This window comes from Kribbella sp. NBC_01245, assembly GCF_036226525.1.
Classification (GTDB): domain Bacteria; phylum Actinomycetota; class Actinomycetes; order Propionibacteriales; family Kribbellaceae; genus Kribbella.
In genome coordinates, this window is the sequence record NZ_CP108487.1 from 2,485,590 (window position 1) to 2,500,222 (window position 14,633).

A 14,633-nucleotide genomic window follows, 5' to 3' on the forward strand; every position below is an offset into this window, starting at 1 on the left:
CTCCTCGGATCCAGCGAGTGCGGGACACTACGCCCGCACTGCGGGAAACCACCCTACTTGGCGCGGATCAGCTGGCCCTCATCCAGGACTGGGCGAGCACCGATTGAGCCTCGGACCCATCCGGCAGGACCGGCTGATAGTTCAGCCCCAGGCTGGACTCGACCAGCTCGTAGAAGCCTTCCACCTCGCGAACCAGGTCATCGGCCTCACGATGGCTGACGGCCCGCTCCAGGCCGGCCTCGGCCGCGGCTCGCTTGGACGCGCCGGCGGCGAAGAAGGTCGCCCACTCCCCCAGCTCGGGCGCGACATCGGCCAGCAGCACCCAGGCGTTGCGCTGGACGCGGCGCCGGGGCCCGGCCTTCACCGGGCGGGCCCGCACCGCCAGCACCGCCGCCGCGATGCGCAGCGCCGCGACGTGCGCCCTGGAGTAACGGATCAGCTGGTCCTCGGTCTCCCGCGCCTCGGTCAGGGCCATCCGGGCCTGGGTCAGCTCGCGAGTCGCCGCGCCGGCCGCGGCCGGTGCCACCGGTGAAACAGTCATCGCTCCGTCACCCTCTCCAGTTGCCACCGCTGTGACTGCGGGTCATGCGCCAGGTCGAAACGCTCACGCCGGCCATCGCGGCCACAACCGGCCTCCACTCGATACACCGAGCGCCGCGGGCCCCAGTCGTCGTCCAGCAGACCGACAGCCGCCGAGCCCTCCGTCGCGAGCGCCGAAGCCGGCGGGCCGCTCACCGGCGAACCACCGATCACACCGCGCTCCCACCACGCCGCGGTCTCCACCCAGTGGGCTTCCACCGCGCACACTCTCCACAACCGCCCACGCCACAGGAATTGTTCCGGCGCGTCAGCACCATCCACCACGCCGAGCCGGACCTCCACGGCCTCATCAAGCTGCCACATGTTCATCGCCTCCTGTGAGCGAGCGTCGTTCGAAAGGCGGTGGGCCCGGTGACCACGGCCGCCGGGTGGGGGTCGAGTTCCACCACGGCGGCCGGGCCACCGGGACCACCTGTTCCCGATGCGGCCGCAACTCCGCACCGGGATCGACCAGACGAATCGGCCGGCTCCGGGGCGAAGCCGATCGAACATCTGTTCGAACACTGGAAGCGTAACCCTGGCCGCCGACAATCGTCAACGGGCCGTAATCGCCGGGAGCGCCACAGTGGCGACCGGCGGGGCGAGACTGGGAAGACAGGCTCAGCACACCCGAGGAGACCGATGAAACGCCCCCGCCGAACCACCATCGCCGCCGCCGCGGGCGCCTTCGCCGTGGCAGCCGTGATCGGCCTCGCGCTCTTCCAGCCGTGGCGGCTTTTCACCGACACGGTCGTCGACGAGACGCTCCCGGGCACCGCTCCGATCTCCATGAATCCATCGTCGACCACGCCACCGACAATTTCCGTTCCGCCGGAATCCAGCGCGACCAAACCGACCCCGCCCCGGGTCCCCGATCCCACCGAGGCCCCCGGCCCCGCCACCCTTGCCAAGGGCACCTTCATCAGCCACGAGCACGACACCTCCGGCACCGTGAAGATCGTCCGGCTGGCCGACGGCTCCCGCGTCCTGCGGCTGGAGAACCTCGACACCTCGGACGGCCCCGACCTGGAGGTCTGGCTCACCAACGCCCCGGTCCTCGAGGGCACCGCGGGCTGGCGCGTCTTCGACGACGGCAAGTACCAGGACCTCGGCAAGCTCAAAGGCAACAAGGGCAACCAGAACTACGCCATCCCGCCCGACCTGAACCTCAAGGACTTCACCAGCGTCTCCATCTGGTGCGACCGCTTCAACGTCTCCTTCGGCGCCGCCACTCTGAGCTAAACCAGATGAAAACCGTCGGTGCCCACGGCTAACCTGCCGAGGGTGACGACCTTCGTGCCCGCGGGCGATCTCGGCGAGGCCTTCCATGCCGACGTGATCCGTCCGCTGGTCGGCGATATCCCTTATGCCGCAGGCCTTCTGGGCTGGGGCTCGGACGTCCTGGGGTACGACACCGAGCGGTCGACCGATCACGGTTGGGGTCCGCGGCTGACCATCTTCGTCGACGCCGAACACGTTGAGCCGGTCCGCAAAGCGATCGAGCAGGGCCTGCCGGATACCTTCCGCGGATACGACGTCCGCTTCGGGTGGGACACGCAGGAGCCGATCCACCACGTGAACGTCTCGACCCTCGCGGACTGGCTGGTCGGCCACCTTGGTATCGACGCGACTCGGCCGCTGACCAAACGGCAATGGCTGACCCTGCCGCAGCAGCAGATCCTCGGGGTGGTCAAAGGCCGGGTGTACGCCGACGACGGCCGCCTGCAGCCAGTGCGCGAGCGGTTGCAGTGGTATCCGGATGACGTCTGGCGCTGGTTGATCGCGGCCCAGTGGCGGCGGATCGCGCAGGAGGAGCCCTTCGTGCAGCGCACGGCCGAGGTGGGCGACGATCTCGGCTCGGCGGTGGTCGCCGCACGCCAGATCCGCGAGGTGATGCGCCTCTCGTTCCTGCAGGCGCGCGCCTACGCGCCGTACAGCAAATGGTTCGGTACGGCGTTCGCCGGGCTCGGGCATGCGGACGGCCTGGATGTTGTACTGCGGGAGGCCCTCCAGAAGCCGGAGACAGCCCTGCCCGTGGCGTACGAGCTGGTCGCGAGGAGGCACAACGCGCTCGGGATCACCGCGCCCGTCGATCCGGAGCCGAGGCAGTTCCACGAGCGGCCGGCGATGGTGCTGGACGCCGACCGGTTCGTCACGGCATGCCTGGATACGATCGAAGACCCGTGGCTGAAGGGGCTGCCGCTCATCGGTGCGGTGGACCAGTTCGGCGACAGCACGGACCTGTTGAGCCGACCGACGACCTATACCCGTCTGACCGAGTTGTACGGAGAAGAGCAGTGAGCGATCACCCGAACATCCAGCGGGTCGCCGCCGACCTGTCCGCCGCGGGAGCGACCGGCGCGATCCGGGTCCTCGACGAGGCCGCGCCGACCGCGCAGGCGGCCGCGGATCAGCTCGGGTGTGAGGTCGGCGCGATCGCGAACAGCCTGATCTTCGACGCCGACGGAGCTCCCGTGCTGATCCTCACGTCGGGCGCGCACCGGGTCGATACCGCCAAGGTGGCGGCGGAGCTGGGCGTGGGCAAGCTCAAGCGCGCGACACCCGAGTTCGTCCGGACGCACACCGGCCAGCCGATCGGCGGGGTCGCGCCCGTCGGCCATCCGGAGCGGGTGCGCACGGTGGTCGACACCACGCTGGCGAACTACCCGGAGATCTGGGCCGCCGGCGGCATCCCGCACGCGGTGTTCCCGACGACGTACGACGAACTGGTGGCCATGACGGAGGGCACGCCCATCACGGTGAACTGAGGACCTTCTCGATCTGCGCGCGGACGAACTTCCGCGCCAGCTCGCCTCGCTCGGCACGCCATTTGCGCGTGATGCCCAGATCGGCTTCGTAGCGGCGGCGGCAGATGTCGTCCACCAGTGCGGGCGGTGCCGCCAGTGAGTTCATCACGTCGAGCGCCTCGCCCTTGGTGATCAGGCGGCCGTCCTCCAGCGTCACCTTGGCCCGGGCGACCGTAAGCGGCCCAAGGTCCACCCAGACGTCCTTCTGCCAGATGCCCTTCTTGTCCGTTGCGGGATACCAGAAGTCGCGTAGGTCGGACCTGATGAATTCGGCCAGCTCCTCGTCCGACACCGGCGGAACGATCCCTGCCGGCTCAGGGCCGTACAAGGTGAGTCCCCCGGCCAGGAGCTCCCGACGCATCACTGGCGTCAATGGTCGGCCAAGGGCTTTCCCGTGCGCCCAGGTCGGATGAAGTCGTCCAACGTCCGCAACGTGTGTCTTGTCGACGTACGTGCAGGAAAGCCGCTCAGCCAGCTCTGTGCGCTTCGCGAGCTTCTTGTGCATACCCCGCAGCTCTGCCTGCTGCGTGAGGTCCAACTCGCCAGCGGAGAGCACCACGAGGTCCACGTCACTACTACGCGGCTGGAAGTCGCCGAGGGCCAGTGAGCCGTGCGCCCAGATGGCCTCGACAGGCACCAGCTGCCGGACCTTACGTCCGAAGCGCTCCAGTAATTCGTCAGTCTCGTCAGTCTCGGCGGTAGACATACGACAAGCCTCTCACCACCTGGGCGGTGAGAGGCTTGTCGGGCTCAGAAGGACAACCGAACATTTACGTCCGCGGCCCGGACGTAGAACATCCGATGGCCGAACCAGATCTGGTAGTAGCGGTCCTTGCCGACTACCTGGGTCTGGTCGAGCGGCGTGGATCCGTCGAAGGTCTTGGCGTAGTAGTAGTCCGTCTGGATGTCCCGGTCACCGATCGGGTACGACTGGCCCTTGCCGATCGTGTACTGCAACGGCGTGACCGTCTGGTACGGGATCTCGGCCGGGTAGGCCTCCTTCTCCGGGTACGCCCGGCCATAGACCGGCACAGACTCCAGACCCGCCTTAGGCGTCACCACGAGGCTGGGCTTGGTGTAGGCGTCCTTGTTGGCCTGAGTGTTCTTGAACCACCCCTTGGCGCCCAAGTACCAGACGGCGATCCAGTCACCCTGAACCTCTGCCACGACGTACGACGAACCTGCGGCGATGCGCGCGCCGTGATCCGACACATGCGTTGTGCTGTAGGAACCGTCCGGCCTGAGACCGAAGTCCTTCACCAGCGGCGCAGCGTCGTCCGGAGCCGTCCGCAGGTACACGAAGTTCGACCCCTGCGGGACGCAACCAGTGGAGCTGCAACCGGTGATGACCTGGTTGTTGCCTTCGAAGCCGGGCTTGATGATCACCGGCGAACCGACGCGGACCGGCAACGGCGTGCCCTTGATCGGTGCGCCCATGTACTCGAAGTAGCGCTCCCAGTCCCAGTAGGGTCCCGGGTCCCAGTGCATGCCACGGACCGTTCCCGGCACTGTGCCCGGCACCTGGTCGTGCCCGATGATGTGGGCCCGGTCCAGCGGGATGTCGTACTTGTTGGCCAGGTACTTCACCAGGCGAGCCGAGTTCCGGTAGAGCGCCTCGGTGTACCAGGTGGCGCCCTGGGCCGCGAAGCCCTCGTGCTCGATACCGATCGAGTGCGAGTTCACGTACCAGTTGCCGGCGTGCCAGGCGACGTCCTTGTGCGGCACGTGCTGCCAGGTCTTCCCGTCGGACGAGCGCATCGTGTACTGCCAGCTCACGTACTTCGGGTTCTGGACCAGGTTGAGCGTGCCCTGCCACCCGCCTTCGGTGTCGTGCACGACGATGTAGTCGATCTTCATGTCGTTGGGCCGGTCGGCCTTGTCGTGGTTGCCGTAAGCGCCCGGGTTCGGCTTGCCGTACCACTCGTACGGCGCCGGCAGCCACTCGCACGCGACCGTCTTCGGGCAATCCGACTGGTCGTCGACGGGGTCAACGCCCTCGGGCAACGCCAGCAGCGACAGCTGGGACTTGTCCGGAATCGCTTGCAGAGCAGGGAGTACGACGCGCTGGCCGAGGTTCGTCGTACGGGCCGCGCCCTTGGCCAGCAGCGTGAAGACGTCGTCCGCGAAGATGCCCGCGGCCGTCCGGTCCTCGGCGCCGATGTACGCCCCGATCGCGGCGTACCACTCACCGGGGGCGGTGTCCGCGCCCGTCGGCAGACCGAGCTTTCGCTGCTGCTCGGCCAGCAGAGCGGCACCGCCGGCAACGTTGGCGGCGGTGTCCGCTCTGAGGGTGGCCGGGGCGAGCCCGGTCAGTTCGGAGGCGCGATAGAGGGTGTTCAGCGAGTCCGCGGTGGCGGTGACGCGCTGGCCCGATCGCTCCCTGGTGGTGGTCGGGTCGACGGCCGTGAGGTGCAGCGGGCCGTAACCACCCGACGTACTCGATTTGCCCTCATGGTCGTCCCAGCGCGACTGCGCATAGGAGACCGCGAGCAGGATGGATTCCGGTACGCCGTACTGGGCCGAGGCCGCCTTGAAGGCGGCGGCCAGCGCATCCGGACCGGACTCTTGCACGGTCACGGGGGCGGCTGGCGGCTCGGCTGACGACACGCCGGTCACCGCCATCGGCAGCGCGACTGCTGCCAATGCGGCGAGAATCTTCGGACGACGACGCATGATTTGATCTCCCTGACCCGATGGGGGGTGGCCCGGGTCCGGTCCTCACACAGACCGGTTGGCTCGTTCACTCTGGGTCGCACCGCAGGTCTATGTCAACGGTTTACGGAAACTGCGGGGGGAATCGTTCAATGCTGACCGAATTGCAGGATCCACGGGGAAGACGGAGCAGGTCATGGAAGCGTTGCCGCTGGCATTCACCACGGGCTGGGCGAGCGGGATCAACGCCTATGCCTGCGTTCTGATCCTCGGCCTGCTCGGCCGGTTCGCGGACGTCGACCAGATTCCGGACGCGCTCGGCCGCACCGACGTGCTGATCGTGGCCGGCGTGCTGTTCGCGTTCGAGTTCGTCGCGGACAAGATCCCGTACGTCGACTCCGCCTGGGACACCATCTCCACCGTGATCCGGCCGACCGTAGGCGCGGTCATCGCGGCCCTGATGGCCAGCGACACCACCACCCTCAACCAGGCGATCGTGGCTGCGACCGGTGGCGGCGTGGCCCTCATCTCGCACCTGATCAAGGCGAGTTTGCGGCTCGCGATCAACACCTCCCCCGAGCCCGTCACGAACATCGCCGTCAGCTCCGGCGAGGACGTCGCCGTGGCCGGAGTCGTATCCCTGGCCGCCTTCCATCCCGAGATCGCGTTGATCATCAGCGCGATCCTGCTGGTGCTCGGTGCAATCGGGGTCTATCTCGCCATGAGGCTGATCCGCCGCGGGCTCGCCCGCTACCGGGCCTGGCGGGAAAGACGGACCGCCCCCGCGAACGGGAACGGCGCCCTCTGATGGCCCGCGTCATCGTCATCGGGGCCGGCCTCGGTGGCCTCGCCGCCGCCGCCCGGATCGCCAAACTCGGCCACCAGGTCACCGTCTGCGAACGCCGCGACCGGATCGGCGGCGTGCTCGGCAACATCGAGGCCGACGGCTTCCGCTGGGACGCGGCCGCCGCCAGTACGACGCTGCCGGCCACCTTGCGCGACCTGTTCCGCAAATCCGGCCGACCGCTCGAGCAGGTCGCCCAACTCGACCCGATCCAGGAACCACGCCGCCACCTCTTCACCGACGGCACCGTGCTGGACCTCCCGCTGACCGATCGCGCGGGCCAACTCGACGCCTGGCGGGACCTGGCGGGCGAGAAGGCCTCGCTGGAGTGGACCGACCTCGTCGACTCGTACGGCGAGACCTGGCAGGTGCTGCGGAAGAACGCGCTCGAGGCTCCCCTGCCGGACAAGGGTTCCTTCAGCGCTTGGCGGGCGCTGCGGCCTTGGCAGTCGCTGGAGAAGGTCGGCCGGCGCAAGCTGAGCGACGAGCGGGCTCGGGACGTGCTGGCGTTCCACGCGACCTTGCAGGGGTCAGAGCCATCGAAGACGCCGGGCTACTTCGGCGTTGGCGCGTACCTCGAGCGGACTTTCGGTCGCTGGACGTTCGACGACGGGTTCGCCGTACTGGTCGATGCCCTGGGCAAGCGTCTGGCCGAACGCAAGGTCGAGGTACAGCTGGGTGTCGACGTGGCCGGCGTGCTGACGGCCGATGGCGTGGTGACCGGGGTCCGGCTGGCTGACGGGACCGAGATGCCGGCGGATCTGGTCGTGAGCGATATCGATCCGCGCGAGCTTTTCGAACACCTGGTGGTCGATCCGGCCGCCAAGAAGGAACGCAAGCGCATCCTCTCGACGCACCTGGCCGAGTCGCAGTACGTCGTCCACCTTGGTCTGCGCGAGCCCTTGCCGGAGCTGCCGTTCGAGACCGTGCTGCACGGCGATCCGCCCGTGCTGATCCGCCGAGCCGGTCAAGCGCCGCCTGGGCACCAGGGCTGGTCGGTGCTCGTCCACGGCTATCCCAGCGACGACGTGGTCGATCTGCTGGTCGCGCGCGGGCTGCCGATCCGCGATCACGTGGTGAGTCGGCAGACCTCCGGATCCTGGTGGACGGGGATCGCCTGGGAGGGTGCGCGCACCGCGAGCCGGCGGGCCAAGAACGTCACCGGGGTGAAGGGGCTGTACTGCGTGGGCGCGGGCGCGCACCCGGGCGGCGGCGTACCGGCGGTCGTGCTTGGGGCCGCGATCGTCGCGGACGCGGTGGGCAAAGCGTAAGTACCTGTTCTGAGACCGGCTGCGGACGGGACATGGCGGCGGAATAGACTCGGTCGTTCATGTGTTCATGCCGGGGTCGCGCCCGGCAGCAGAGAGGACCCTGGTGGATCACTCCCCCGAGTCAACCGGTCTCCCGACCGATCCCAATCCCGGCACAGCCACTGTCTCCGAAAGTGTGGAGCGGGCTGAGCTGGCCGCTGAGCAGGCGCACGTCGACCTGGTCTACGGCCGGGTCGAGGAGGCTGCCCGGTCGGCTGCCCGGATCGCGGTGGACGGTCACCAGCGGGCCCAGGCGGAGCGGGTCGGCATGGTCCGCGACGAGGAGATCACCGGCCTGTACGAGCGGGACGTGCTGGTCTTCGCGTCCGCCCGCCGGATCGCCGAGCTGGACGCCGAACACGAGGGCCTGGTCTTCGGCCGGCTCGACTCGGACCCGCGCGACGCCGTCGAGCCCGCCTCGACCGCCGCGGACCTGGACACGCTGTACGTCGGCCGGATCGGCGTTCGCGACGCGGAGTACGAGCCGCTCGTGATCGACTGGCGCGCGCCTGCCGCGGAGCCGTTCTACCGCGCCACCTCGGCCGACCGCCTGGGCGTCGTACGGCGCCGGGTGCTGCGTTGCCGTGGCGCCAAGATCATCGGCCTGGAAGACGATCTGCTGGCGCCCGAGCGCGCCCCCGAGGACCTGCCGGTGATGGGTGAGGGCGCGCTGATGGCGGCGCTGTCCCGGGCCCGTGGCCACACGATGCGTGACATCGTTGCGACGATCCAAGCCGAACAGGACAAGGCGATCCGCGCTCCCGCCCGAGGCGTCACGGTCATCGGCGGTGGGCCCGGCACGGGTAAGACGGTCGTCGCGCTGCACCGCGCGGCGTACCTGCTGTATTCGGACCGGCGCCGGTTCGAGCGCGGCGGCGTACTGGTGATCGGCCCGTCGGCCGCGTTCATGGCGTATATCGAGCGAGTGCTGCCGAGCCTCGGCGAGAACACCGTCGCCCTGCGCGCGATGGGCGAAATCGTCGACGGCGTGTCCGCGACGGCCGTCGACACGGCGGACGTCGCGCGGATCAAGGGCTCGCTGCGGATGCGCCAACTGCTTTCGCGCGCCGCCCGCGACCGTGTCCCCGGTGCGCCGACGTCGCTGCGGGTCTTCATCGGTGGCGCCTCGGTCGAGCTCGACGCGAACGCCCTCGACAACGTCCGCCGCAACGCCCTGCGTCGTACCCAGCGCAACAAGGCCGGGACCGAGGCCCGGCGTGGCCTGGTCAACGCATTGTGGCAGCGGTTCCCCGAGGACCTGCGCAACGGCAAGCTGGACAGCCGCGAGTCCTTCGGCGACGCCGTCACCGACCTGCCGGCATTCACGTCGTTCCTCGCCAGGTGGTGGCCGACGTTGCTGCCGGTCGACGTACTGCGTTGGCTGGGCGATGCGCGCCGCGTCCGGCACTGGGGACGGCATGACTTCAGCGACGCCGAGGTTGGCTTGCTGGCCGAGGCGATCGGTTCCGCGAGCGAGCTGACCGTGGCGGATATCGCCTTGCTGGACGAGCTCGACCAGTTGCTAGGACGGCCGTTGCCGCCGGAGAAAGATGAGGAGTTCGACTGGCTGGAAGGCCTGTCCGACGGCGTCAACGAGGTGCTCACCAGTTCGGAGCGGCGGGCCCGCGCGATCGCGGCGGCCGAGGCCGAGGAGATCGCCGAGTACGCGCACGTCCTGGTCGACGAGGCGCAGGACCTCTCACCGATGCAGTGGCGGATGGTCACCCGGCGCGGCCCGCAGGCCAGCTGGACGATCGTCGGCGACCCGGCCCAGAGCGCCTGGCACGACCCGGCCGAGGCGACCGCCGCGATGGACTCGATGCTGAGTCACCTGCAACGGCACACCTTCCGGCTCTCGACCAACTACCGGAACTCGGCCGAGATCTACGCCTTCGCCGGTGAGGTGATCCGGCGCGAGATCCCGGACGCCGACCTGCCCAACGCCGTACGCGAAACCGGCGTCCAGCCCGAGCACCGCCACGTCGAGGTCGCCCAGGTCGCCGACGCCGCCACGGCCGCCGCCAGCGAACTCCTCGCCCTGGTCGAAGGCACCGTCGGCGTCATCGTCCCGCCGCGTTTGCGGGCCGAGGTCGGCAAAGCGCTCGCCGAAGTCGGCAACCCCCGCGTCGCGGCCCTCAGCCCGCTGGAGTCAAAGGGCCTGGAGTACGACGCGGTAGTAGTCGTCGAGCCCGACGCGATCGTGACGGACACGCTCGGCGGCTTACGCGCGCTATACGTCGTACTAACCCGCGCCACCCAACGAATGATCACCGTAAACAGCACCACCAACTGGCTCCCTTAAGGCTGCGCCCGCGGGTGGTCGTTACCTTCTCCGAAAGTGTCGGTGCGGCTGGTTAATGTCCTGCGGGTGTTGAGACCTGGCGCGCTGGGACGCGATTTCGAACTGTTGTGGCTCGCCTACTCGACCAGCGCGGTCGGTACGGCGCTCGCCGCGGGCGCGCTGCCGTTGATCGCGATCACGGTGCTCGACGTGTCGACCTTGCAGGTGTCGTTACTCGCGACCCTGTCGGGCCTCGCCGGTGCCGTGATAGCGCTGCCGTTCGGCGGGCTGATCGAGCATCGCCGAAAACGGCCGGTGATGATCTTCACGGACCTGGTGCGCTTCGCCGCCGCTGCGAGCATCCCGGTCGCCGCGCTGCTCGGTGGGTTGACGTACTTGCAGCTCTGCCTGGTCGCCTTCGTCACCACCTCGGCGACGATCGCCTTCACCGCGGCGAGTGGCGCCCACCTGAAGGCGCTCGTCCCGGCCGGTGGTCTGACCGAAGCGAACAGCCGGATCGAGTCGGCCTTCTGGTTCAGCAACACCCTCGGTACGCCGATCGGCGGCGGCCTCATCTCGTTGCTCGGGGCAACCACCACGATGGCGCTGGACGCGATCAGCTATCTCTTGTCCGCCTTCGGAGTAAGCCGCATCCGCCGCCCCGAGCCGCCTCCCCCGATCCGGACCGTGAAGCCCTCGAAAGACCTGGTCACGGGGTGGCGCCAGATCTTCGCGCATCGCGGTCTGAACGCCCTGTTCTGGAACTCCCAACTCTTCGGCGGTTCCGTCATGCTGGTCTCGCCGCTGCTGGCCGTCCTGATGCTGCGCGATCTCCATTTCGCGCCCTGGCAATACGGTCTGGTCCTAGGCGCTCCCTGCCTCGGCGGCATCCTCGGCGCTCGGTCTACCCCCTGGCTGACCAACCGGTACGGCGCCCACCGCGTCCTCCTCGTCTCGGGCGTCGCACGCGCCATCTGGCTCCTCCCCATGCCCTTCGCCGGACCGGGCACAACCGGCATGGTCCTCCTCATCACCACCCAATTCGGCCTACTCATCTCGGCCGGCATCTTCAACCCGTCCTTCGCCACCTACCGCCTGAACGCAGTCGAAGACGGCTACCTCTCCCGAGTCACCACCTCCTGGTCCATAAGCTCCCGAACCACCCAACCCCTAGCCATAGCCGCCGGCGGCCTCCTAACCACCGTTCTCCCCCTCCCCACCACCCTCCTCCTGGCCGCCCTAACCTGCCTCCTAAGCGCCCTCCTCCTCCCGTGGCACACCCCCACCCCCTAACGCTCGTAACCCGCCACGACGTCGATTCGCCCGCATCCGCTCGAGCACCCACCCGAGCGCCGACCGCGACCACCCACGTTGCGTCGATTGGTCTGAATTCGCCCGCCCCTTTGTACGGCGGGTTCGCGTGGAAGCGGACGTAGGCGGGCGAATTCTGACGAATCGTCGCCGACGCCTGCCCGGCATCAGCCTTTGGTCCGGGGTCTTTTGGTGGGCACCCGTCCCCCTGAGTTCTTCCGAATTGTCAGGTGAACCCGGGCCGCGTCAAGGGCTCCATCACCTAACGGTGACGCTAACGCGCCATTGACCCGACCCGGGTCCACCAAAGGGCAGCGGGCTATCAGGGGGGACGGGTGAGGTCTGCCCGTTCGCTCGAGCCGTCGCGATCGACCCGTACACCCTTCCCCACGCCATTCCCAACGCCCACGCGAATTTGTGGACAACCCTCCCGCGAAGTGCCTCGTTATGCGCGCCCAATACCGCGCCCAATACCGCGCCCATTTCGCGCCACACCGCGCCGCGTCATATACCGCGCCACATGCCGGATACCGCGCCACGTGCCGCTCGGTCGTACCGCTGCCGCGTGACCCGCGTGAGCCGTGTGACCCTGGGCGATCCCGCGTGCCCGGCGCTGGCGGTGCTCGCCGGCCCAGGCTCTCGGGAGCTCCCTATTCCGAGGGTCGACTCTCGGAATGGGGGGGTGGACTCGCCAAACTTGGCGGGTCGACGCCCGAATTCGGAGGTCGACCCTCGAAATCCTGAGGCGCGCGCCATCGATCAGCGCGATTGGCCAAATAGCTGGCGGGTTAACCACCAAGATGGCGGGTTCACCCTCGATATCGGAGGGGTTAACCCGCCAACTCGGGGGTTAACCCGTGAAATCCTGGGTTCCGGGCCGGATATACAGCCCGCGAACCCAGGATTTCGTACGTGAACCCCTTCAAAACAAGGCGAAACGTGCATCGGGAGAGGCTGGCCACATTCGAGGTGGGTTACCACCTCGGAATGGCGGTTTCGAGGGGTCGTTGCAACACCGGGTTGGTTTCTAGGTGGTGAGTAGATCACGTAGGCGTTCGGCTGGGGTGTCCCAGTCGAGCGTTTTGCGTGGTCGCCCGTTGAGTTCTTGGGCGACGTGTTCGAGGTCTTCGGGTCCGTGGATGCTCAGGTCGGTGCCCTTGGGGAAGTACTGGCGCAGTAGTCCGTTGGTGTTTTCGTTGGTGCCGCGCTGCCAGGGGGAGTGCGGGTCGCAGAAGTAGACGGCCATGTCGGTGGCGATGGAGAACTGTTTGTGTTTGGCCATTTCGCAGCCCTGGTCCCAGGTCAGCGAGCCGCGCAGATGGCCGGGCAGGGTTTTCATCGTCGCGATGAGACCGTCGCGGACCTGTTCGGCGTCGTGGCCGCCGGGCAGGTGGACCAGCATCGTGTAGCGGGTGGTGCGTTCGACCAGGGTGGCGATCGCGGACCGGTTGTTCTCGCCCATGATCAGGTCGCCTTCCCAGTGGCCGGGAACCGCGCGATCGTCGGCCTCGGCGGGCCGCTCGGAGATCATGATCATCTCCTCGACGAACCGGTGCTGGCGCTGGCCGGGCTGGCGTTGTGGTTTGCGGCGGGTCCGTCCGGTGCGCAGCGCGGTCTGGACTTCGCGTTTGAGGCCGCCGCGGGCCTGGAAGTAGAGCGCCTTGTAGATCGTCTCGTGGCTCACGCGCATGCTCTCGTCGTCGGGGAAGTCCTTGACGAGCCTGTTCGAAATCTGCTCCGGCGACAACTTCCGCTCCAGACCCAGCTCGACCTGCTCACGCAACGCGGGATCGGTGACCAGCTTTGAGGTCTTGGGCCGGGCCCTGGCGGCCGCAGCGTCGCGGTGGGCCTGGTGGGGCAGGTAGGTTCCTTCAACACTGTGGGCGCGGATCTCACGAGAGACTGTGGACTTGTCCTTGCCGATGCCGGCCGCGATCGCGGTCAAGGTGAGTTTGTTGACCCGCCCATCGGCGATCGCCAGCCGCTGGTCCAGGCACAGGTAACGGTCGCTGATCACCGCGTCAGCTGATGGGGTCATGGAAGTGGAGTATCGGGTTGTGGTGCCGTAGTCCACGACCCGCCCATCGGGATAGACCCGCGTGTTGCCCACCCTGCGGACCCCGTGATGCCAGTCCCGCGCAGTACCCGGATGCACGCCCACCTCCTTGGCTGCGCGCGTGATGGACCAGCCCGCCTCCAGCAACTCCTCGAGGCGGACCCTGGCCTGGGTCTTGCGTTTCACGGCCCGCACCGCGGGAACCAGCCCGGCCACGACAAGGATCCGCCGGGCAGTGTCATGCCTCAACCCGCAGGCCGAACCCGCGCCAGTGATGTTCCCCGATTCCTTGAACACCGCGATGACCTGCTCCCGCAACGCATCAGTGATCACCGTGCGCGGACGCGAACCACGGCCACGAGCCCGCAAGATCTCATAGCCACGACCACGCCCGATCCCCAACGACTCACACGCAGCCGCTACCCCGACCCCCGAATCCACCAGCCGCAACAAGGCAGCACCGTGACGCTCGTTGTCCTCCACAAACGACATAACCATCACAACTCCTCAAATCGAGGTGTTGCAACAACCACGTGAACCCGCCAATCCGGGGTGGTAACCCACGCCCCGATGGCTAGCACCGTCCGGGGCGTTGGTGGCGCGCATAACAAGGCACTTCGCGGGAGGGTTGTCCACAAATTGCGCGAGGGGTCGGAAATCGGGGCGGGAAGTGTCAACCAACCGCGAGCGCAGCGTGGATGGCGGCACGGTAGCTGGGATGGCCGCACGGTAGCTGGGATGGCGCGAGGGCAGCGGGGGATGGCCGGAAGGCAGCGGGGATGGCCGGAGGGTG

12 protein-coding genes are annotated in these 14,633 nt (G+C 68.1%); 7 read left to right on the forward strand and 5 right to left on the reverse strand.

From position 1 onward, the window contains the following. Window positions 1-67: 67 nt before the first annotated feature. Together OG394_RS10945 and OG394_RS10950 are read right to left on the reverse strand one after the other, a co-directional pair. A complete protein-coding gene (locus tag OG394_RS10945; protein ID WP_328995045.1) occupies window positions 68-541 on the reverse strand; it encodes an SAV_6107 family HEPN domain-containing protein in 474 nt (157 codons plus the stop codon). After that, complete coding sequence (locus OG394_RS10950) at window positions 538-903, reverse strand: DUF6504 family protein (protein ID WP_328995046.1); 366 nt, start codon at window positions 901-903, stop codon at window positions 538-540. The genes OG394_RS10945 and OG394_RS10950 overlap by 4 nt, the downstream gene beginning before the upstream one ends. A 318-nt stretch (window positions 904-1,221) precedes the next feature. Between OG394_RS10950 and OG394_RS10955 the strand changes: the two genes are divergently transcribed. The 3 genes from OG394_RS10955 to OG394_RS10965 are packed head-to-tail and all read left to right on the forward strand — an operon-like array spanning window position 1,222 to window position 3,347. Beyond that, a complete protein-coding gene (locus OG394_RS10955; protein WP_328995047.1) occupies window positions 1,222-1,821 on the forward strand; it encodes a DM13 domain-containing protein in 600 nt (199 codons plus the stop codon). A 42-nt stretch (window positions 1,822-1,863) separates the two neighbouring features. Beyond that, window positions 1,864-2,880 (forward strand): DUF4037 domain-containing protein, encoded by a 1,017-nt coding sequence (locus tag OG394_RS10960; RefSeq protein ID WP_328995049.1) that lies wholly within the window; start codon window positions 1,864-1,866, stop codon window positions 2,878-2,880. Beyond that, the gene (locus OG394_RS10965) at window positions 2,877-3,347 is read left to right on the forward strand and encodes a YbaK/EbsC family protein (RefSeq protein WP_328995051.1); all 471 of its coding nucleotides are present in this window, start codon (window positions 2,877-2,879) and stop codon (window positions 3,345-3,347) included. Before OG394_RS10960 ends, OG394_RS10965 begins: the two co-directional genes overlap by 4 nt. On the opposite strand, the gene OG394_RS10970 is transcribed toward OG394_RS10965, so the two are convergent. Further along, on the reverse strand, window positions 3,334-4,092 hold the full coding sequence (locus tag OG394_RS10970; protein ID WP_328995052.1) for a nucleotidyltransferase domain-containing protein: 759 nt from the start codon (window positions 4,090-4,092) through the stop codon (window positions 3,334-3,336). The two genes, OG394_RS10965 and OG394_RS10970, sit on opposite strands and share 14 nt — an antisense overlap. A 44-nt stretch (window positions 4,093-4,136) precedes the next feature. Then, on the reverse strand, window positions 4,137-6,059 hold the full coding sequence (locus OG394_RS10975; protein ID WP_328995054.1) for an N-acetylmuramoyl-L-alanine amidase: 1,923 nt from the start codon (window positions 6,057-6,059) through the stop codon (window positions 4,137-4,139). Window positions 6,060-6,234: 175 nt separating this feature from the next. Here OG394_RS10975 and OG394_RS10980 point away from each other — a divergent pair, with 175 nt between their 5' ends. The 4 genes from OG394_RS10980 to OG394_RS10995 all read left to right on the forward strand — a co-directional run bounded on the left by OG394_RS10980 (window position 6,235) and on the right by OG394_RS10995 (window position 11,766). After that, the gene (locus OG394_RS10980; RefSeq protein WP_328995057.1) at window positions 6,235-6,846 is read left to right on the forward strand and encodes a DUF4126 domain-containing protein; all 612 of its coding nucleotides are present in this window, start codon (window positions 6,235-6,237) and stop codon (window positions 6,844-6,846) included. Continuing rightward, entirely contained in the window at window positions 6,846-8,153 is a 1,308-nt protein-coding gene (locus OG394_RS10985; RefSeq protein WP_328995058.1) for a phytoene desaturase family protein, read from the forward strand. Before OG394_RS10980 ends, OG394_RS10985 begins: the two co-directional genes overlap by 1 nt. Window positions 8,154-8,256: 103 nt before the next feature. Then, window positions 8,257-10,494: a HelD family protein gene (locus OG394_RS10990; RefSeq protein WP_328995059.1), complete on the forward strand. Its 2,238-nt coding sequence runs from the start codon at window positions 8,257-8,259 to the stop codon at window positions 10,492-10,494. A gap of 66 nt (window positions 10,495-10,560) precedes the next feature. Beyond that, window positions 10,561-11,766, forward strand: coding sequence for an MFS transporter (locus OG394_RS10995; protein WP_328995060.1), 1,206 nt, complete (start codon window positions 10,561-10,563; stop codon window positions 11,764-11,766). A gap of 1,045 nt (window positions 11,767-12,811) precedes the next feature. Here OG394_RS10995 and OG394_RS11000 read toward each other — a convergent pair. Then, window positions 12,812-13,966: an IS30 family transposase gene (locus tag OG394_RS11000; RefSeq protein WP_442914290.1), complete on the reverse strand. Its 1,155-nt coding sequence runs from the start codon at window positions 13,964-13,966 to the stop codon at window positions 12,812-12,814. Window positions 13,967-14,633 lie beyond the last annotated feature (667 nt).

Coding starts and splice junctions, on each gene's coding strand:
- OG394_RS10945 (WP_328995045.1), bottom strand. CDS start 541: ATGACTGTTTCACCGGTGGCACCGGCCGCGGCCGGCGCGGCGACTCGC.
- OG394_RS10950 (WP_328995046.1), bottom strand. CDS start 903: ATGTGGCAGCTTGATGAGGCCGTGGAGGTCCGGCTCGGCGTGGTGGAT.
- OG394_RS10955 (WP_328995047.1), top strand. CDS start 1,222: ATGAAACGCCCCCGCCGAACCACCATCGCCGCCGCCGCGGGCGCCTTC.
- OG394_RS10970 (WP_328995052.1), bottom strand. CDS start 4,092: ATGTCTACCGCCGAGACTGACGAGACTGACGAATTACTGGAGCGCTTC.
- OG394_RS10975 (WP_328995054.1), bottom strand. CDS start 6,059: ATGCGTCGTCGTCCGAAGATTCTCGCCGCATTGGCAGCAGTCGCGCTG.
- OG394_RS10980 (WP_328995057.1), top strand. CDS start 6,235: ATGGAAGCGTTGCCGCTGGCATTCACCACGGGCTGGGCGAGCGGGATC.
- OG394_RS10985 (WP_328995058.1), top strand. CDS start 6,846: ATGGCCCGCGTCATCGTCATCGGGGCCGGCCTCGGTGGCCTCGCCGCC.